Source organism: Brevundimonas sp. NPDC090276 (assembly GCF_044772165.1).
GTDB lineage: Bacteria > Pseudomonadota > Alphaproteobacteria > Caulobacterales > Caulobacteraceae > Brevundimonas.
In genome coordinates, this window is the sequence record NZ_JBIVYK010000002.1 from 630,793 (window position 1) to 649,484 (window position 18,692).

At 66.7% G+C, this 18,692-nt stretch carries 20 protein-coding genes, 1 tRNA gene and 1 other RNA gene; 12 read left to right on the forward strand and 10 right to left on the reverse strand.

All coding sequences use genetic code 11. From position 1 onward, the window contains the following. Positions 1–10: 10 nt before the first annotated feature. Complete coding sequence (locus ACIQTU_RS08880; RefSeq protein ID WP_400545446.1) at positions 11–1,081, reverse strand: Mrp/NBP35 family ATP-binding protein; 1,071 nt, start codon at positions 1,079–1,081, stop codon at positions 11–13. Between the two features lie 77 nt (positions 1,082–1,158). On the opposite strand from ACIQTU_RS08880, the gene miaA reads away from it, so the two are divergent. The 3 genes from miaA (at position 1,159) to ACIQTU_RS08895 (ending at position 2,999) form a co-directional block, all read left to right on the forward strand. Continuing rightward, the gene (gene miaA, locus ACIQTU_RS08885) at positions 1,159–2,043 is read left to right on the forward strand and encodes a tRNA (adenosine(37)-N6)-dimethylallyltransferase MiaA (RefSeq protein ID WP_400545449.1); all 885 of its coding nucleotides are present in this window, start codon (positions 1,159–1,161) and stop codon (positions 2,041–2,043) included. A gap of 16 nt (positions 2,044–2,059) precedes the next feature. Beyond that, positions 2,060–2,425, forward strand: a transfer-messenger RNA (tmRNA) gene (gene ssrA / locus ACIQTU_RS08890). Positions 2,426–2,498: 73 nt separating this feature from the next. Then, positions 2,499–2,999, forward strand: coding sequence for an SspB family protein (locus tag ACIQTU_RS08895; protein WP_400545452.1), 501 nt, complete (start codon positions 2,499–2,501; stop codon positions 2,997–2,999). Positions 3,000–3,076: 77 nt separating this feature from the next. Here ACIQTU_RS08895 and ACIQTU_RS08900 read toward each other — a convergent pair. Continuing rightward, a tRNA-Arg gene (locus ACIQTU_RS08900) sits at positions 3,077–3,153 on the reverse strand. 127 nt (positions 3,154–3,280) lie between these two features. On the opposite strand from ACIQTU_RS08900, the gene ACIQTU_RS08905 reads away from it, so the two are divergent. After that, positions 3,281–4,285 carry an NADP-dependent oxidoreductase gene (locus ACIQTU_RS08905; protein ID WP_400545455.1) on the forward strand — a complete coding sequence of 335 codons (1,005 nt, stop codon included), beginning with the start codon at positions 3,281–3,283 and terminating at the stop codon, positions 4,283–4,285. 61 nt (positions 4,286–4,346) lie between these two features. Here ACIQTU_RS08905 and ACIQTU_RS08910 read toward each other — a convergent pair whose 3' ends face one another. The 3 genes from ACIQTU_RS08910 to ACIQTU_RS08920 all read right to left on the reverse strand — a co-directional run bounded on the left by ACIQTU_RS08910 (position 4,347) and on the right by ACIQTU_RS08920 (position 5,830). Then, positions 4,347–4,652, reverse strand: a complete 306-nt coding sequence (locus tag ACIQTU_RS08910; RefSeq protein WP_400545458.1) for an ETC complex I subunit — start codon at positions 4,650–4,652, stop codon at positions 4,347–4,349. 78 nt (positions 4,653–4,730) lie between these two features. Then, positions 4,731–5,033 (reverse strand): sel1 repeat family protein, encoded by a 303-nt coding sequence (locus ACIQTU_RS08915; protein ID WP_400545461.1) that lies wholly within the window; start codon positions 5,031–5,033, stop codon positions 4,731–4,733. Positions 5,034–5,110: 77 nt separating this feature from the next. Continuing rightward, complete coding sequence (locus ACIQTU_RS08920) at positions 5,111–5,830, reverse strand: glutathione S-transferase N-terminal domain-containing protein (RefSeq protein ID WP_400545464.1); 720 nt, start codon at positions 5,828–5,830, stop codon at positions 5,111–5,113. 179 nt (positions 5,831–6,009) lie between these two features. Here ACIQTU_RS08920 and ACIQTU_RS08925 point away from each other — a divergent pair, with 179 nt between their 5' ends. Together ACIQTU_RS08925 and ACIQTU_RS08930 are read left to right on the forward strand one after the other, a co-directional pair. Further along, complete coding sequence (locus ACIQTU_RS08925; protein WP_400545468.1) at positions 6,010–6,561, forward strand: RcnB family protein; 552 nt, start codon at positions 6,010–6,012, stop codon at positions 6,559–6,561. Between the two features lie 873 nt (positions 6,562–7,434). Beyond that, on the forward strand, positions 7,435–7,689 hold the full coding sequence (locus tag ACIQTU_RS08930) for an RcnB family protein (RefSeq protein ID WP_400545471.1): 255 nt from the start codon (positions 7,435–7,437) through the stop codon (positions 7,687–7,689). A 79-nt stretch (positions 7,690–7,768) separates the two neighbouring features. Here ACIQTU_RS08930 and gatB read toward each other — a convergent pair whose 3' ends face one another. Genes gatB through ACIQTU_RS08950 form a run of 4 tightly spaced genes read right to left on the reverse strand, consistent with a single transcriptional unit; the run spans position 7,769 to position 11,136 of the window. After that, positions 7,769–9,262: an Asp-tRNA(Asn)/Glu-tRNA(Gln) amidotransferase subunit GatB gene (gene gatB / locus ACIQTU_RS08935; protein ID WP_400545474.1), complete on the reverse strand. Its 1,494-nt coding sequence runs from the start codon at positions 9,260–9,262 to the stop codon at positions 7,769–7,771. 2 nt (positions 9,263–9,264) lie between these two features. Then, positions 9,265–10,743, reverse strand: coding sequence for an Asp-tRNA(Asn)/Glu-tRNA(Gln) amidotransferase subunit GatA (gene gatA / locus ACIQTU_RS08940; RefSeq protein ID WP_400545477.1), 1,479 nt, complete (start codon positions 10,741–10,743; stop codon positions 9,265–9,267). Positions 10,744–10,746: 3 nt separating this feature from the next. Then, positions 10,747–11,034: an Asp-tRNA(Asn)/Glu-tRNA(Gln) amidotransferase subunit GatC gene (gene gatC, locus ACIQTU_RS08945; RefSeq protein ID WP_207827071.1), complete on the reverse strand. Its 288-nt coding sequence runs from the start codon at positions 11,032–11,034 to the stop codon at positions 10,747–10,749. Between the two features lie 15 nt (positions 11,035–11,049). Continuing rightward, positions 11,050–11,136 (reverse strand): hypothetical protein, encoded by an 87-nt coding sequence (locus tag ACIQTU_RS08950; protein ID WP_400547082.1) that lies wholly within the window; start codon positions 11,134–11,136, stop codon positions 11,050–11,052. Positions 11,137–11,153: 17 nt separating this feature from the next. Here ACIQTU_RS08950 and ruvX point away from each other — a divergent pair, with 17 nt between their 5' ends. From ruvX to dprA, 5 genes are read left to right on the forward strand one after another with little or no spacing between them, the layout of a single operon-like run. Next, a complete protein-coding gene (ruvX, locus tag ACIQTU_RS08955) occupies positions 11,154–11,618 on the forward strand; it encodes a Holliday junction resolvase RuvX (RefSeq protein WP_400545481.1) in 465 nt (154 codons plus the stop codon). A 40-nt stretch (positions 11,619–11,658) separates the two neighbouring features. Then, positions 11,659–12,642, forward strand: coding sequence for an aspartate carbamoyltransferase catalytic subunit (locus tag ACIQTU_RS08960; protein ID WP_400545484.1), 984 nt, complete (start codon positions 11,659–11,661; stop codon positions 12,640–12,642). After that, positions 12,639–13,937: a dihydroorotase gene (gene pyrC / locus ACIQTU_RS08965; protein ID WP_400545487.1), complete on the forward strand. Its 1,299-nt coding sequence runs from the start codon at positions 12,639–12,641 to the stop codon at positions 13,935–13,937. Before ACIQTU_RS08960 ends, pyrC begins: the two co-directional genes overlap by 4 nt. A 16-nt stretch (positions 13,938–13,953) precedes the next feature. After that, positions 13,954–14,589: a glycerol-3-phosphate 1-O-acyltransferase PlsY gene (plsY, locus tag ACIQTU_RS08970; protein WP_400545490.1), complete on the forward strand. Its 636-nt coding sequence runs from the start codon at positions 13,954–13,956 to the stop codon at positions 14,587–14,589. Continuing rightward, positions 14,586–15,671: a DNA-processing protein DprA gene (gene dprA / locus ACIQTU_RS08975; RefSeq protein ID WP_400545493.1), complete on the forward strand. Its 1,086-nt coding sequence runs from the start codon at positions 14,586–14,588 to the stop codon at positions 15,669–15,671. The genes plsY and dprA overlap by 4 nt, the downstream gene beginning before the upstream one ends. Positions 15,672–15,674: 3 nt before the next feature. Here dprA and ACIQTU_RS08980 read toward each other — a convergent pair whose 3' ends face one another. After that, the gene (locus ACIQTU_RS08980; RefSeq protein ID WP_400545496.1) at positions 15,675–15,863 is read right to left on the reverse strand and encodes a hypothetical protein; all 189 of its coding nucleotides are present in this window, start codon (positions 15,861–15,863) and stop codon (positions 15,675–15,677) included. Between the two features lie 152 nt (positions 15,864–16,015). Between ACIQTU_RS08980 and topA the strand changes: the two genes are divergently transcribed. Further along, entirely contained in the window at positions 16,016–18,676 is a 2,661-nt protein-coding gene (gene topA, locus ACIQTU_RS08985; RefSeq protein WP_400545499.1) for a type I DNA topoisomerase, read from the forward strand. The last annotated feature ends 16 nt before the right edge of the window (positions 18,677–18,692 follow it).

Below are 18,692 nucleotides of genomic sequence, written 5' to 3' on the forward strand. Positions count from 1 at the left end.
TGCCTCGGCCTTACAGGCCGAGGCTCTCCGCCACCCGCGCCGCCACTGCGGCGAAGCGCTGCGCGACTTCGCCATCCGGTTGAGCCGAAACCAACGGTTGCCCTGCGTCGCCCGCCTGACGCAGGGCCGCGTCCAGCGGCAGATCGCCGAGGAAGACCACGCCCAGCCGCTCAGCCTCGGCCTCGGCCCCGCCCTGACCAAAGACCGGGCCGCTCATGTTTTCGATCAGGCCCAGCGTCGGCACATTGACGCGTTGGAACAGGGTGTGGGCCCGGCGCGCATCGGCCAGGGCCACCTCCTGCGGGGTCGAGACGATGACCGCTCCGTCCAGCGGCGTCTTCTGGATCAGGGTCAGTTGCACGTCGCCGGTGCCGGGCGGCAGGTCCACTACCAGAAGGTCCAGCGGCGCTTCCTCGGTCCCCCAGCGCGTCTGGCTCAGCATCTGGGTGATGGCCTGCGACGCCATCGGCCCGCGCCAGATCATGGCGTCATCGGCCTTGGTCAACAGGCCGACCGACATGGCCTTCAGACCATGCGCGACGTGCGGCACGATGGCGCCGTCCACATAGCCCGGCTGGCCCGACAGCCCCAGCATGGTCGGCAGGGACGGGCCATAGACGTCGGCGTCCAGCACCCCGACCGCCAGGCCCCGAGCCGCCAGAGCCGCCGCCAGATTGACCGCCACCGTCGACTTGCCGACCCCGCCCTTGCCGCTGGCCACGGCCAGAACCCGCTTCACATGGGCTGGGCGTTCGGTCGGCACCGGCGCCTTGGCCCGCCCCTGATCGGTCGCCGCCTTCGACAGGCCCGCCGTGCGCCGCGGCGCGGCGGCAGGCGCCGTCTCGGCGGTCAAGACGACGGAGACCCGCGCCATGCCCGGCACGGCCTTCAGCGCCGCGTCGGCCGCGTCGCGGACGGGGGCGTAGATGGCCGTCTCGCCTGCCGGGACCTCCATGACGAAGCCCGCGCGATCTTCGGCCACCATCAGCCCCTGAACCAGACCGGCGGCGACCAGCCCCTGTCCCGATTTCGGGTCGATGACGGCGTCGAGGGCGGCGATTACAGCGGTGCGGTCGATCAAGGCTCTGCTCCTTGGCCCTTGCCGGGCCGGTCGCGGGCGTTCTATCGCCCTCTGGTCCTGTTCGCGAGCCTGTTCCTTTGTCCAAAACGCCCCGCCTCACCCTGATCGCCGGCCCGACCGCCTCGGGCAAGTCGCGTCTGGCGCTGGACATGGCCGAACGTACCGGCGCGGTCATCATCAACGCCGACAGTCAGCAGCTCTACGCCGACCTGCGCATCCTCACCGCCCGCCCGTCGGTCGAGGATGAAGCTCGCGCCGAACACCGCCTCTATGGCGTCGCCGACGCCGCCGAATCCTGGTCCGTCGGGCGCTGGACCCGCGCCGTCATGCCGCTGCTGGAAGAGCTGGCGGCGCAAGATCGTCCGGCCCTTCTGGTCGGCGGCACCGGCCTCTATTTCAACGCCCTGACGCGCGGCCTGGCCGATATTCCCGCCGTCCCCGACGCCGTCCGCGACACGGTTCAGGCCGCCTATGACCGCGAGGGCGAGGCCGCCTTCCGCCGCCGTCTGGCCGAGGTCGATCCCATCGCCGCCTCCGCCATCACTCCAGGCGACCGCCAGCGCCTGATCCGCGCTCTGGCCGTGGCCCAGGCCACCGGCCGCGCGCTCAGCGACTGGAAGGCCGACACCCGGCCCCTGCTGGCGCCCGGCTCCTACGACGCCCTAGTGGTCGAGCCGCCGCGCGACCGCCTCTACACCAACTGCGACGTTCGGGTCCGCCTGATGATCGACCACGGCGCCGTGGACGAGGTCCGCGCCCTCCTCGCCCGCGATCTCGACCCCGCCCTACCCGCCATGAAGGCCGTCGGCGTGCCGGAACTGGTCGCCCACCTGTCGGGCCAGGCCACGCCAGACAAGGCGATCGCCGCCATTCGCCTGTCCACCCGTCACTACGCCAAGCGCCAGCTGACCTGGTTCCGCAACCAGACCCGCGACTGGCCGCGCCATCCTGGCTTCTCCTGACGGATTTCAACAGCTTCCCCTTGGAAGCCGGCCCGCGAGCGCCTATATTCGACCTGTTCGGGTTCGCCCGGACTATGGCGATAAACGCGCCTGTAATAAGCGGACCGGACCCGGGTGCGATTCCCGGCGGCTCCACCAAATCTCTCACCGCGTTATCGGCGGGAGCTGCGGGGCCGACTAGCATCGACGGACGTGTAAAGAGGATGCTTTTGCCCGTCTTGGCCCACCGTATCGGGCCATTTTATAACTGCGAACGATAACTTCGCTGGAGAAGTCCGCCTCGCCGCGTAATGCGGTTCGGTTGATTTCGAACACTTAAGTCCTGGGGGTTCAGATCCTCAGGCGGGGCCTGTCGGGAGCCTGGCAACAGAATCCCGGCGCTTTCCTAAATCGCCATCTTCCGTCGCTCGCCTGTCGCGGGTAACAGTCGCGCGTACCCAGTTTCGAGGCTCCCGATGACGGATCAATCTCCCCCGGTCGACGAGATGCACTATGAGCAGCTCGCCCAGGACGCCCTTCGCGGTGTGATCCGCTCTGCGCTTGAACGTGCGGCCCAGCCCGACGGCATCCCCGGCGCGCACCATTTCTACATCACGTTCAAGACCCGGGCGCCCGGCGTCTCGGTGCCACCCGACGTTCTGGCCAAGTACCCTGACGAGATGACCATCGTCCTGCAGCACCAGTATTGGGACCTGGACGTCCAGCACGACCGCTTCTCGATCATGCTGAAGTTCGGCGGCATGCCCAAGGTCCTGGCCATGCCCTATACGGCCGTGACCCGCTTCTATGACCCCAGCGTCCAGTTCATGCTGCAGTTCGAGGAGCCCGAGATCGTTGAGGCCGAGATCGCGCCCCTGACGCCCCCGGCCCGCGACCCGAACGCCGCTCCACCTCCGCCCACGGGCGACGACGACGGCCCGAAGGTCGTCTCCCTGGACGAGTTTCGCAAGAAATAGGCAGGTCGTGAGGCGCGGATAGCCCTTCGAGGTGGCCGCGTCGTGCTGCGATGATTAAGCGGTGCTTTTCCGATCCATGGCGCGCCCTGCAGGACTCGAACCTGCAACATCCCGCTTAGAAGGCGGGTGCTCTATCCGGTTGAGCTAAGGGCGCTCTCAGGAGGGCCCTGCCTATGGGGGTTCGGGCGCGGCGGCAAGGGGCCTCGTCGAGTGCGCCCCACACCCTTGCTGCAGATCGTCAAATTATTTAACGATAATTCTCATCGCACGGGAGTTACGTCATGTCCGCGCTGCCCACTCGCCTGATACAGTTGAAATCTCGTCCAGAGGGCGACCTGGCCGCGTCGGATCTGGAGATTGTCGACGGGATCGCTGCCTCCCCCGCCGAGGCTGAGGTGCAGGTGCGGAACATATGGATGTCCGTCGATCCCTATATGCTGAACCGGCTATACGACCGGCCGAACTATGTGCCGCCGTTCAAGCTGGGCAGGCCGCTGGACGGCGGGGCGGTGGGCGAGGTCATCGCATCGGCCCACCCTGACTTCCAGCCCGGTGACTTGGTGCTGAACACCTACGGCTGGCGCGAGGCCTTCACAGCGCCCGGCAAGCGTCTGACACGGATTGAGCCCAGCGCCATCACTCCGCAGGACCACTTGGGCGTGGCGGGCCTGACGGGAATGACGGCCTATGTCGGCCTGCTGCGCATCGCCGGTCTGAAGGCAGGCGACACGGTCTTCGTCTCCGCCGCCGCCGGCGCCGTCGGCACGGTCGCCTGTCAGATCGCCAAACTGATAGGATGCCGCGTGATCGGCTCGGCGGGGGGCGCGGCCAAGGCCGCCTTCCTGCGAAACAAGGTCGGCGTCGACCACGCCATTGACTATCGGGCCGAAAACGACCTCTCCGCCGCCCTGGCCGACGCAGCGCCCAACGGGATCGACGTCTATTTCGAGAATGTCGGCGGCGACCATTTCAACGCCGCTCTCGACAACGCCGCCGTCGGCGCCCGGTTCGCCCTGTGCGGCATGATCGCCCAGTACGGCGACGGCCAGCCGCCGCTGCAGGCGCGTATGTTCCACGCGATCAGCAAGCGCATCCGCATGGAAGGCTTCCTGCTGGGTGATCACGACGATCTGAAGCCCGCCTTCGAGCGCGACATCGCCGCCTGGCTGGCGGACGGGTCGGTCAGGTCGTTCACGACCGTCAGCGAGGGGCTGGAGTCCGCGCCCGAAGCCTTCCGCAGCCTGCTGACCGGCGGCAACACCGGCAAGATGCTGGTGCGCCTGTAAGCATGAAAAAGCCGCCCGGAGCGATCCGGACGGCGCTTTCTTCAAGCAGAAGCGAGACCCCCTAGTGGGTCCAGGACTGCTTGCGGTTGGTGGCGAAGTTGTCGGCGTAGGCCTTGATGATGACCGGCGCTTCCTGCGGTTCGTGCAGACGGAAGGCGATGCCGTGACGCTCGGCGTAATCGACCGCTTCTTCCTTGGTTTCAAAGCTGAGACGCACCTGACCATTCATGTCGGTCGTGCTGGTCCAGCCCGTCAACGGATCCTGGGTGCGCGCAGAAGCCGGTTCGAACTCCAGACGCCAGTCCTGGGTCTTGGCCTTGCCCGACTGCATCGCGGTCTTGGCCGGGCGATAGATGCGAGCGAGCATGGGCGGAATCCTTCGGCGACTGGTCTTGGCCGGGTGCATACCCCGCCCTCGCCGCCTGGTCCAGCCGTCGCCGTGACTTCAGGCGGCCAGGGTGGTCGAACCGGCGTCGATCCAGCGACGCGCGGCTCGCTGGGCCTCGGCGATCTCATCGTGCTCCATCTCCTGGCTCAGGTCGCGGCGGTATTCGCGCGCCTCGAGCGAGCCCTTCATGGCGGCCAGGTTGAAGATCATGTGGGCCGAAACCCGGTCGATCGGACAGCCGTCCAGTCCGGCCGAATAGGCCAGCCCCAACCGGAACAGGGCGTCGCCGTCCATTTCGACGGTCGGCAGCGGCAGGGCCGCGGTTTCGATAGCCTCAGGCGCGGTTTCGTGCGCGGTCATAGCCAGTCCTCCGGGCGTCGGTCATTCTGACCCTGCCGTTCGACCTGCATTCAAATACCGCCGGTTTGAAATTAGAGTTAACGCGCCCTCTGACCGAAAAGAACCGCGCGCGCCGCCTCGGCCGCCTTGCCCGAAGCGGCCAGATCAGCGCGCCATTCCGCGCCGACCGCCCTGCCCGTCTGAACCGCTGGTCGCGCGCCGACCCGTTGCAACCACGCGGCCAGATGCGGGAACTCGGCAAGATCCTGCCCCTGATGCTTCGGCAGTATCCACGGCCAGATGGCCATGTCGGCGATGGAATAGTCGCCTGCGACATAGTCCCGATCCACCAGCCGGCGGTTCAGCACGCCGTACAGACGGTGGGTCTCGTTGGTGTAGCGCTGGACGCCATAAGCGATCTGGCGCTGATCCCTGATCATGGTCGGGGCGTATTGGCGAAAATGATGCGTCTGGCCCGCCATCGGCCCCAGACCGCCGACCTGCCAGAACAGCCACTGATCGATCTCGACCCGCGCGCGCAGATCGGTCGGATAGAAGCGGCCCGACTTGGCGCCCAGATATTGCAGGATGGCGCCGGACTCGAAGATCGACAGAGGCAGGCAGTCGGGCCCCTCAGGATCGACAATGGCGGGCATTCGGCCATTGGGGCTGATGGCTTGAAAGGCTGGCGCGAACTGCTCGCCCGCGCCGATGTTCACCGGCTTGACCACATAGGGTAGCCCCATCTCCTCCAGGGCGATGGAGATTTTCCAGCCGTTGGGCGTGGGCCAGTACCAGAGCTCGATCGGCTGGGTCATCGCGGTCGCCTTCACTCGTGTCGGAGCGCCCAGAGATGGCGCGCACTCAATGAACAGACAAGGCCGAAACCTGACGGGGCCGTTCAGGACGAGTTCATGCGCCGGGACCGACCTTGGCCTTCTGTTTCAACGGGCCGACCGCAGCTTATCTTCGGCGCCCAGACCACGGAGACGAACAGATGAACCGCCTCACCAAGGCCGCCATCGTCGCCCTGGCGCTGACCACCACGGCCGCGCCGTTGGCGGCCCAGGCCCAGAACCGCGATCACCGCGAGTATCGCCAGGATCGCCGCGAGGACCGTCACGACCGTCGAGAAGATCGCCGTGAATGGCGAGAAGATCGCCGCGAGGAGCGTCGCGAGTGGCGTGAAGATCGTCGGGACGACCGTCGCGACTATCGCCAGAGCCGTCACCATGACCGCTGGGACCGCAACAACCGCGACTGGTGGCGTGGTCGCCCCGAGTTCCGCGACTATCGCGGCGCTCGCAACGGCTACTGGTATGCGCCGGGCCGTGGCTACTATCGCGTCGACCCGCGCTACTACGGCTATCGCTGGCGCCAGGGCGGCTACCTGCCGTCGGCCTATCGCGGCTATTACGTGGATGATCCCTATTATTATGGTCTGCGTCCCGCGCCGCGCGGTTATCGCTACGTCCACGCCAATAACGACATCCTGCTGATCGCAGTCGCCACCGGCCTGATCGCCAGCGTGCTGCACGACGTCTACTAGGCCTCGCGTAGAACTTTCAGATAGCCCCGCAGAGCTTGGCTTTGCGGGGCTTTTTTGTGCCCGGCTTCCTGCAGATTCCCATCGACCGACGTTCAGCCGCGGTTCATGGCATCGGGGCCAGATTGTCGTTCATGCCGAACCTATCGGCGTGCGAGGAAGAAGACCATGAAACGTTCCCTGATGGTGTTCACGGCCATCGCCAGCTTCGCCCTGCCCGCGCTCGCTCCCGTGGCTCCGCTGGCGCAGGATCGACAGGCTCAGGCAGAAGATTCGCCGCGCGCCCAACGCCGGGCCCAGCGCGGCGATCAGATGGCGTCGCCACAGCAGCGCCGGGACGAACCCCGTACAGTTCGTCCCGAGCGCCCAGACAGTCCGCGCCCTGACCGCCCCCAGCGGCCCGTTGGCGAAGCTCGCCCCGAAGGCGGACAGACCCGTCCCGACAGACCCAATCGCCCGGATCGCCCAAACGATCAGGGACGACCTGACACGCGCCCTGACCGCCCCAACGGCCAAAGGCCAAACCGTCCCGATCAAGGCCGCCCTGATCAGCCTGGAACACCGGATCGCCCAAGCCGTCCGGACCGTCCTGGCCGTCCCGAGCAGCCCAACCGCCCAGACCGGCCGGATTGGAATCGACCAGACCGCCCCGGATCGCAACAGCCGGGCCGTCCGAGCCGCCCGGATTGGAACCGGCCAAACCGTCCCGATCAGCCTGGCCGACCCAATCGTCCTGACCGGCCGAACTGGAACAATGACCGGGACTATCGCGACTTCCACAATCGCTGGAATCGCGACCAGTGGCGGCGCGACTGGGATCGTCGCCATCGCGGCGACTGGTGGCGCCATGACAACCGCTTCCGAGGTTGGAACGGCGTGCGGCTCGGCTTCTATTTCGCGCCGGGCTACGGCTACTACAGCGTGCCGCGCTCCTACTGGAACCGGCAGTATTACGTCGGCCAGTACCTGCCGGATATCTTCTGGCGCTATCAGGTCAACGACTGGCGGACCTACGGCCTCGGCTACCCGCCTCCGGGGACCCGCTGGGTCTATGTCGACAACTCGATCTACCTGATCGACGAATACGACGGCTACATCATCGAAGTCGTTCGCGACGCCTGGAACTGGTAGTCCACGCCGAAACAAAGAGGCCCCGGAGAGCGATCTCCGGGGCCTTTTCTTAGAGCATCTGACTTTTAATCAGAGGGTCTTACAGACCCAGCTTGGCCTTCAGGATGTCGTTGACCGCGGCCGGGTTGGCCTTGCCGCCCGTGGCCTTCATGACCTGACCGACAAACCAGCCGAGGGCTTGCGGCTTCTCGGCCACGGCCGCGGCCTTGTCCGGGTTGGCGGCGATGATGTCGTCGACGGCCTTCTCGATGGCGCCCGTATCCGTCACCTGCTTCAGGCCGCGCTTCTCGACCACCTCGGCGGGGCTGCCCTCGCCATTCCAGACGTAGTCGAAGACCTCCTTGGCGATCTTGGACGAGATGACGTTGGTCTCGATCAGTTCGACCAATTGGGCGACGTGCGCGGCCGGCAGCGGGTTTTCGCTGAAGTCCTTGCCGTCCGCGGCCAGACGCGCCGAGACCTCGTTGGTGACCCAGTTGGACACCAGCTTGGCGTCGCGGCCCTTGGCTGCGGCTTCGAAATAGTCGGCCTTGGCCTGTTCCGAGATCAGCACCACGGCGTCGTATTGCGACAGGCCGTAGTCAGCCATCAGGCGACGACGCTTCTCATCCGGAAGTTCCGGCAGGTTGGCCTTGATCTCGTCGATCCAGGCCTGCTCGATCTCCAGCGGCAGCAGGTCGGGATCGGGGAAGTAGCGATAGTCCATCGCCTCTTCCTTCGAGCGCATCGAGCGCGTCTCGCCCGCCGTCGGGTCATACAGACGAGTTTCCTGAACGATCGAACCGCCGTCCTCGAGGATCTCGATCTGGCGACGCGCTTCGTAGTTGATGGCCTGAGAAATGAAGCGGAACGAGTTGACGTTCTTGATCTCGCAGCGCGTGCCCAGGAAGCCGAAGTCGCCGGTTTCCTTGAACTTGTCGTAGTTGCCGACGCGGCAGACCGAGACGTTGACGTCGGCGCGCAGGTTACCCTTCTCCATGTCGCCGTCGCAGGTGCCCAGATAGATCAGGATGGTCCGGATCTTCTTGACGTAGGCGACCGCCTGTTCCGGCGAACGGATGTCGGGGCGCGAGACGATCTCCATCAGCGCCGTGCCGGCCCGGTTCAGGTCGACGTAGGATTCCGTCGGCGACAGGTCGTGGATCAGCTTGCCCGCGTCCTGCTCCAGGTGCAGGCGTTCGATGCCGACGTTGAAGAAGCTGCCGTCCTCGGCCTCCACCTCGACCACGCCCTCGCCCACGATCGGGTGATACAGCTGGCTGATCTGATAGCCGGACGGCAGGTCGGGATAGAAGTAGTTCTTGCGGTCGAACTGGCTCTTCAGATTGATCTGCGCCTTCAGGCCCAGACCCGACTTCACCGCCTGCTCGACGCAGTGCTTGTTCAGGGTCGGCAGCATGCCGGGGAAGCCGGCGTCGATCAGAGACACCTGCTCGTTCGGACCGGCGCCAAAGCCCACGGCCGCGCCCGAGAACAGCTTGGCGTTCGACGCCACCTGGGCGTGGATTTCCAGGCCCATGACGATTTCCCAGTCGCCAGTACGACCTTTGATCACTGTTTTGTTCTCAGACATGCTCACCACCACTTGGCCGGTTTGGCGACGAAACCGGCGGAGTCTTCCAGTGCGGCCGCGACCTGGAAGACGGTCGCCTCATCAAGGGCCTTGCCGATGACCTGAAGTCCCAGCGGCAGACCGTCGCTGCTCAGACCGGCGGGCACCGAGATGCCCGGCAGACCGGCCAGGTTGGTCGTCACCGTGAAGACGTCGTTCAGGTACATGGTCAGCGGGTCGATCTGCTTGTCGCCCAGCTTGAACGCGGCCGTCGGGGTCGACGGAGTCAGGATGGCGTCCACCTTGCCCCAGACGTTGTCGAAGTCCTCGGCGATGCGGCGACGCACCTTCAGGGCCTTGACGTAGTAGGCGTCATAGAAGCCCGCCGACAGCACATAGGTGCCGATGGTCAGGCGGCGCTGAACCTCCTTGCCGAAGCCCTCGGCGCGCGAGGCGGCGTAGAGGTCGTCCAGCGACGAGAATTCCTCGGCGCGGTGGCCGAAGCGCATGCCGTCATAGCGGGCCAGGTTCGAGGAGGCCTCGGCCGGCGCCACGATGTAGTAGGCCGGCAGGGCGTATTTGGTGTGCGGCAGGCTGATCTCGACGATCTCGCAGCCAGCGGCCTTCAGCCAGGCCACGCCCTGTTCCCACAGCGCCTTGATCTCTTCGGACATGCCGTCGATCAGGTATTCCGCCGGGACGCCGATACGCAGGCCCTTGACCGACTGGCCGACCGACTGGGTCCAGTCCGGCGTTGGGATGTCGAGGCTGGTGGAGTCCTTGGCGTCGAACGAGCACATGGACTTCAGCAGGATGGCGGCGTCCGTCACCGTCTTGGTGATCGGGCCGGCTTGATCCAGCGACGAGGCGAAGGCCACCATGCCGAAACGGCTGGCGCGGCCATAAGTGGGCTTGATGCCGACCGTGCCGGTGAAGGCGGCGGGCTGGCGGATCGAACCGCCGGTGTCGGAGGCCGTCGCGGCCAGACACAGATCAGAGGCCACAGCCGAGGCCGAACCGCCCGACGAACCGCCCGGCGTCAGCTCGGCGTCCGAACCCTTGGCCTTCCAGGGGTTCTTTACCGGACCGAAGGCCGACGTCTCGTTGGCTGAGCCCATGGCGAACTCGTCCATGTTGAGCTTGCCCAACATGACCGCGCCTTCACGCCACAGATTGGCGGTGACGGTGGATTCATAGGGCGGCACAAAGCCGCGCAGCATGTTGGAGCCCGCCGTCGTCTGCACGCCCTCGGTGCAGAACAGGTCCTTGATGCCCAACGGCGCGCCTTCCAGATCGCCGCCCTCGCCCTTGGCCAGCTTGGCGTCGGAGGCGCGCGCCTGTTCCAGCGCCTTGTCTGCGGTCACTTCGACATAGGCGTTCAGGCTCGGGTTCGAGGCCTCGATATTGGTCAGGAAGGCCTTGGTCAGTTCCTCGGACGAGAAGGTCTTGGCCTTCAGGCCGTCGACGGCGTCTTTGAGCGTAAGCTTGGTCAGATCGGTCATGGCTTAATCGACCACCTTGGGCACGACGAAGAAGCCGTCAGCCGACTTCGGAGCGTTCGACAGAACCGCATCCACCTTGGCGCCGTCCGTGACGACGTCTTCGCGCAGGCGCAGGGGCTGGGCGACGTTGGAGGTCATCGGCTCGACACCCTGCACATCGACCTCGTTCAGCTGCTCGATCCAGTTCAGGATGCCGTTCAGCTCCTGGGCCAGCGGCTCCAGGCGGTCCTCGGGGGTCTTGATGCGGGCGAGGTGGGCGACACGCCTCACCGTCGCGGCGTCGATAGCCATGGAAATCTCCGAAATTCATCCAGTCGGGGCGCAAGGGAGTCGCCCAGACTGACTCCTGTCGTGGGTTAACCGCCTGATGCGGCTTCGACAAGCGTTCCGCATTGCAATATGGGGAGGCCGTGCCCGTATTCGACCTCACCGACCTGCCCGCCGCCTGCCCGCCCGACACCGCCTGGATGGGGCTGGATCTGGGCGAGAACACCATTGGCGTGGCGGTGTCCGACACCAGCCGCATGATCGCCAGCCCATTGCAGCTGATCCGCAAGGTGAAATTCAATCAGGACGCCGCGCAGCTGATCAAGCTGATGAACGCTCGCAACGTCTCGGCCCTGGTCATCGGCCTGCCGCTGAACATGGACGGCTCCGAGGGCCCGCGCGCCCAGTCCTGCCGCGCCTTCGCCCGCAATCTGGAACGCCTGCGCCCCGTCAACGTCGCCTTCCAGGACGAGCGCCTGTCGACCACGGCGGTCGAGCGCTTCCTGATCGACGAACTGGACCTGAGCCGCAAACGCCGCGCCGACGTCGTGGATCGCACCGCCGCCGCCTGGATTTTGCAGGGCGCGCTGGATCGACTGCGCGCCTGATCTTCCCCTCACGCAGACTCGGGCTTATAGCGGCGTCTCGATGACCCATGCCGCTTCCGTCACCGAAACCATCGAGGAGCGACTGACGTCGTTCCCCCGCGACCACTTCCTCGCCGCCGGCGATCTGAACCCGCCCGCCGCACTGGCGCTGCTGGATCTCGCCGACGCCTTCGTCGATTTCAATCGACAGTCGGCCAAGGGCATCGATCTGATGCGCGGCCAGACGGTCGTGAACCTCTTCTTCGAGAACTCGACCCGCACCAGCTCCTCGTTTGAGATCGCCGCCAAGCGTCTGGGCGCTGACGTGGTGACCATGCCGGTCTCGGCCTCCTCGGTCGCCAAGGGCGAGACCCTGATCGATACGGCGGTGACGCTTAACGCGATGAAGCCCGAGATTCTGGTCGTCCGCCATTCGTCGTCGGGCGCCGTGGACCTGCTATCGCAAAAGGTCGGCTGCGCCGTCGTCAACGCCGGCGACGGCCGCCACGAACACCCGACGCAAGCCCTGCTGGACCTGCTGAGCCTGCGCCGTGCATTCGGAGACGTCGGCGGTCTGACCGTCGCCATCTGCGGCGACATCGCCCACAGCCGCGTGGCCCGCTCGAACGTGGCCCTACTGTCGATGATGGGCGCGCGCGTGCGCCTGATCGGCCCGCCGACCCTGGTGCCCGGCGACGCCGACCGCTGGGGCTGCGAGGTCTTCCACGACATGAAGGAAGGCTTGGCCGGCTGTGATGTGGTCATGATGCTGCGCCTGCAACTGGAACGCATGACCGGCGCCCTGATCCCTTCGACCCGTGAATATTTCCGCTTCTGGGGTCTGGACCGCGAGAAACTGGCCTGGGCCGCGCCCAACGCCAAGGTCATGCACCCCGGACCGATGAACCGGGGCGTCGAGATCGACTCCGACGTGGCCGATGATCTGTCTGTCTCCCTGATCCAGGATCAGGTCGAGATGGGCGTCGCCGCCCGCATGGCCGTTCTGGCCGCCCTCGCCCACCGCCGCGCGGGAGCCGCCGCATGACAGCCGCTCCAAACACGCTGGCCATCGTCAACGCTCGCCTGCTGGACCCAGCCAGCGACTACGACGGTCCCGGCGCGATCCTGATCCAGGACGGCCGCATCGTCGAGGTCGTCCACGGCCAGGCGACCCAGCGCCCCGAAGGCGTGACCGTCATCGACGCGCAGGGCCGCTGCCTGGCGCCCGGCCTGATCGACATCCGCGTCAAAACCGGCGAGCCGGGCAATGAGCCCAAGGAAACGCTGAAGTCGGCCAGCCTGTCGGCGTCGGCGGGCGGCGTTACCACCATCGTTGTCCAGCCTGACACTGACCCGGCGATCGACGACCCCGCCCTGATCGACCACATCCAGCGGCGCGGAGCGGCGCTCAATCTCGTCAACGTCCGCGCGGCGGGCGCGGCTACGCAGGGCCGCGACGGCCAGCGCATGGCCGAAATCGGCCTGATGCACGAAGCCGGTGCCCTCTACTTCACCGACGGCGACCGGGTCATCGTCAACACCCGCACCCTGCAACGGGTGATGAGCTACGCCGCCGCCTTCAACGCCCTGATCGCCTGCCGTCCGGCCGAGCCCTGGCTGTCGGAAGGCGCTGTCGCCACCTCCGGCGAACTGGCGACACGCCTCGGCTTGTCCGGCGCCCCCGCCATCGCCGAGCGCATCCAGCTGGAGCGCGATCTGGCCCTGGTCGAACAGACTGGCGCCCGCTTCCTGGTCGATCAGATCTCGACCGAAGGGGCGCTGCAGACCTTGGCCCGTGCTCGCGCTCGTGGCCTTGAGGTTTCGGCCTCGGTGTCGATCAACCATCTCTGCTTCAACGAGATCGACATCGGCGACTACCGGACCTTCTATCGGCTGGACCCGCCGCTGCGCGCCGAGAGCGACCGCCAGGCCATGGTCGAGGCCGTCCGTGACGGCCTGATCGACGCCATCACCTCGGCCCATGCGCCCGAGCCCGCAGAGAACAAGCGCCGTCCCTTCGCTGAGGCCGCGCCTGGAGCCGTGGGTCTGGAGACCCTGCTGCCCGCCGCCCTGACGCTGCACCACGAGCATGGTCTGGACCTACTGGACGTGCTTCGTCCGCTGACGCAGGGCCCCGCCGGTCTGCTGGGTCTGGACGCCGGAAATCTGGCTCAGGGTGCGCCTGCCGACCTGGTCCTGTTCGACGCGGGCGCTCCGGTTGTGGTCAATGCGGCCACACTGCGTTCCAAATCGAAGAATTCGCCCTTCGACGGGCGTCGCCTGCAAGGGAAGGTCTTGCTCACGGTTGTCGGTGGACGCATCGTCCACGACGCACGCTAAACGGGAGCGAATCACTTTGCAGGATCTGGCCGCACCGGCGCTTCTGACGCTTGGGCTTGTCGCGATTGGCGGATACCTGCTCGGTTCGATTCCGTTCGGGGTCATCCTGACCCGCGCCGCGGGTGCCGGGGACGTGCGCAATATCGGCTCGGGCAATATCGGCGCGACCAATGTCCTGCGCACCGGCCGCAAGGACCTGGCCATCGCCACCCTGATCCTGGACGCCGGCAAGGGCGCGGTCGCCCTGCTGATCGCCCGCTATCTGTTCGGTGAAGTCGCCGGCGCCATCGCGGGCGGCGCGGCCTTCATGGGTCATCTGTTTCCCGTCTGGCTGGGCTTCAAGGGCGGCAAGGGGGTCGCGACCTTCTTCGGCCTGATCCTGGCCGCCTGCTGGCCTCTGGGCCTGATGGCGGCGGCGACCTGGCTGATCGTGGCCTTCGCTCTGCGCTATTCCTCGCTGGCGGCCCTGGTCGCGGCGGCGTTGACGCCGCTCTACGCCCTGCTGCCCCTGCCCGCGCTGGGCCTGCCCGCCCCCGCGTCCATCCTGATCCTTGCCGTCGTCACCGCCGTGCTCATCTATATCCGCCACCATGAGAACATCGCCCGGCTGCTGAAGGGCGTCGAGCCCAAGATTGGGGCCAAGAAGGCTTGACCGCCCTGTCCGACGCCGAGCGTTTCGCCCGGCTTCGGCTGGCCCGCACCGACCGCGTCGGTCCCGTGGCCTTTTCCCAACTGCTGCAGAGGTTCGGCTCGGCCGTCCGTGCGGTCGAGGCCCTGCCGGATCTGGTGCGCCGCAGCGGCCGCGACGGCTACGCCCTGCCCGCCGTCGATCGCGTCGAGGCCGAACTGGCGGCGGGCCAGCGCGTCGGCGCGCGACTGATCCTGCTGGGCGACGCCGACTATCCCGACCTGCTGGCCGCCGTTGATCCCCCGCCGCCCCTGCTTTGGACGCGCGGTGACGCCGCCCTGCTGTCGCGCCCCTGCGTCGGCGTCGTCGGAGCCCGCATCGCCTCAGCGGGCGGCCAGCGCATCGCGCGCGGCCTGTCCCAGCAATTAGGCGAGGCCGGCCATGTTGTCGTCTCCGGTCTGGCGCGCGGCATCGACGCTGCGGCCCACCAAGGCGCCCTGCCGACCGGCACGGTGGCGGTTCTCGGCGGCGGAGTGGACGACATCTATCCCTCCGACAACGCCGACCTTTATCGCCAGATAGCCGAACAGGGCTGCATCGTCTCCGAGAGCCCCGTCGGCGCCCGTGCTCAGGCCCGAGACTTCCCCCGCCGCAACCGCATCATCTCGGGGCTGTCGCGCGGCGTCATCGTGGTCGAGGCGGAAATCCGTTCGGGCTCCCTGATCACCGCCCGTCTGGCCAACGAGCAGGGCCGCGACGTCTTCGCCGTGCCCGGTTCGCCGCTGGACCCCCGCTCGAAAGGTCCTAATGAGCTGCTGCGTCAGGGCGCCATCCTGTGCGAGGGGCTGGAGGACGTCGAACGCGCCTTCAGCACCCTGCGGACCTTGCGCGAGCCGCCCGGCGCCTCACCCTTCGACGGTGCGCCCGATGATCTGGACGAGGCCCTGATCGAGCAGGTCGCAGCCCTGCTGTCACCGACGCCCACGCCGCGCGACGAACTGGCCCGGGCGCTAGATCTGCCGATCGGCGTGGTCGCGGCCGCTCTGCTGGAGCTCAGCCTGACCGGTCGGGCGAATCTGCTGCCGGGCGGTCTGGTCACGACCTAGCCCCTAGCCGGCAGGCGCTTCGCGGCGGGCCATGTCGGCGGCGACCTCCAGCGCGTAGGCCAGTTTCTCATCGCCATCCCAGCGCGCCATGCTGGCCAGTTCCCCCGCCATGGCGGCGACATACTCCCGGACCGGATAATCGGCCGCATAACCGCCAGAGCCCGGTTTGGGTGGTCCTTCTAAATCCGGCACGCTCAAGCCTCCTGACAATGCAGGTAGTAGGCACAACTTTTAGTCGAGCCGCAAGCACAACTATCGCGTTTAAGGTGTCCCCCTCAACGTCCCGATTGACTTCCCACGCGACGCCAACCACGTTCGCGCCCCGATTTCCCGAATAGAGCGCCATGAATCTCGTCATCGTCGAGAGCCCCGCCAAGGCCAAGACCATCAATAAATACCTGGGTTCGGACTATGAGGTTCTGGCCTCCTACGGCCATATCCGCGACCTGCCGTCCAAGGACGGCTCCGTCCTGCCCGATGAAGACTTCGCCATGCAGTGGGAGGTCGACGCCAAGGCCTCCAAGCGCCTGTCCGAGATTGCGGAGGCGGCCAAGCGCGCCGACCGCGTCATCCTGGCGACCGACCCCGACCGTGAGGGTGAGGCGATCAGCTGGCACGTTCTGGAAGTCCTGAACAAGAAGAAGGCGCTGAAGGACACTGAGGTCCAGCGCGTCACCTTCAACGCCATCACCAAGACCGCCGTGCTGGAGGCCATGGCCAATCCGCGTCAGCTGGATATGGAACTGGTCGAGGCCTATCTGGCCCGCCGCGCCCTGGACTATCTGGTGGGCTTCAACCTGTCGCCCGTCCTGTGGCGCAAACTGCCCGGCGCCCGTTCGGCGGGCCGGGTGCAATCGGTCGCCCTGCGCATCGTCGTCGATCGCGAGATGGAAATCGAGAAGTTCAAGGCCCAGGAATACTGGTCGGTTGAGGCCGATCTGGTCGCCGACAGCCCGCCCTTCACCACTCGTCTGGTCAAGCACGCCGGCAAGCGCGTCCAGCGCCTGGACATCCCGACCGAGGAGATGGCCTTCGCCGCGCGCGACGCCATCAAGGCCGGCGACTTCACGATCAAGTCGGTCGAGAAGAAGCCCGCCAAGCGTTCGCCCGCCCCGCCCTTCACCACCTCGACCCTGCAGCAGGAAGCCTCGCGCAAGCTGGGCTTCACCGCCCAGCGCACCATGCAGGCGGCGCAGAAGCTGTATGAGGGCGTCGACGACACCGGCGGCCTGATCACCTACATGCGTACCGACGGCCTGTTCGTCAGCCCCGAAGGCATCGCCCAGGCGCGCGAGGTCATCGCCGACCGCTTCGGCCCAGCCTATGTCCCGGCCGAGCCGCGCTATTACAAGACCAAGGCCAAGAACGCTCAGGAAGCGCACGAAGCCATCCGCCCAACCAATATCGCGCGTCACCCAGAGTCCCTGCGCCTCGAAGGTGACCTGCAGCGCCTCTATGAGCTGATCTGGAAGCGCATGGTCGCCTCGCAGATGGAGAGCGCGCGCCTGGATCGCACCACGGTCGAGATCGAGACGCCCGACGGCCAGACCGGCCTGCGCGCCACGGGTCAGGTCGTCGCCTTCGACGGCTTCATCGCCGCTTATGAAGAAGGCCGAGACGAAAAGCAGAAGGGCGCTGACGACGAAGAGGACGACGGCGGCCGCCTGCCCGCGCTGAAGGAAGGCGCCAAGGCCAAGGTCGAAGCCGTCCGCACAGACCAGCACTTCACCGAGCCGCCGCCGCGCTTCTCGGAGGCCACCCTGGTCAAGAAGCTGGAAGAGCTGGGCATCGGTCGTCCTTCGACCTACGCCTCGATCCTGACGACCCTGCGCGACCGCGAATACGTCCGCATGGACAAGAACCGCTTCTATCCCGAAGACAAGGGGCGGCTCGTCACGGCCTTCCTGGAACAGTTCTTCACGCGTTGGGTCGAATACGACTTCACCGCCGCGCTGGAGACCCAGCTGGACGAGGTGTCGGCAGGCGAACTCGACTGGAAGGCGCTGCTGCGCAGCTTCTGGACCGACTTCCACGCCGCCACGCAGGCCGCAGGCGAACTGCGCACCACGGCCATCCTGGATCGCCTGAACGACGCCCTGGGCGCCCACATCTTCCCGGACAAGGGCGACGGCTCGGACCCGCGCGAATGCCCGCTCTGCCATCAGGGCCAACTCAGCCTGAAGACCAGCCGTTTCGGCGCCTTCATCGGCTGCTCGCGCTATCCGGACTGCAAATACACCCGCCCCGTGGCCTCGCCTGACGGCGCCGAAGGCGGCGCGGACGGCGGCGACCGCGAATTGGGCGTCGACCCGGCGACCGGCCAGCCGGTGCAACTGAAGATCGGTCGCTTCGGCCCCTATGTCGAAACCACGCCGCCCGGCGAAGAGAAGCCCAAGCGCTCGTCCCTGCCCAAGGGCTGGAGCCCCGCGTCGCTGACGCTGGAACAGGCCTTACGCCTGCTGGCCCTGCCGCGCGAAGTCGGCCCTCACCCCGAGGACGGTAAGATGATCACGGCGGGCCTGGGTCGTTATGGCCCGTTCGTCCTGCACGCCGGGACCTACGCCAACGTCTCGGACATCGACGAGGTGTTCGAGGTCGGCATCAATCGCGCCGTCGCCCTGCTGGCTGAAAAGCGCGCCGGTCGCCCCGGCCGCGGCTCGGCCACGGCCCCGCTCAAGGAACTGGGCGCGCACCCGGAAGACGAGGCGCCCGTTCAGGTCATGGCCGGTCGCTTCGGCCCTTACGTCAAATGGGGCAAGGTCAACGCCACCCTGCCCAAGGGCATGACGCCGGAAGACATCACGCTGGAAGCCGCCCTGCCCCTGCTAGCCGCCAAGGCTGGCGCGGCGCCGAAGAAAAAGGCCGCTGCGGCCAAGAAACCTGCAGCGAAAAAGGCTACGGCCAAGACTGCTGCCGAGAAGAAGCCTGCTGCGGCGAAAAAGACCGCCGCCAAGAAGCCGGCTGCAAAGAAGGCCGCTCCCAAGAAGACGGCTGACGCCGAGTAAGATCGCTGGAAGTCCT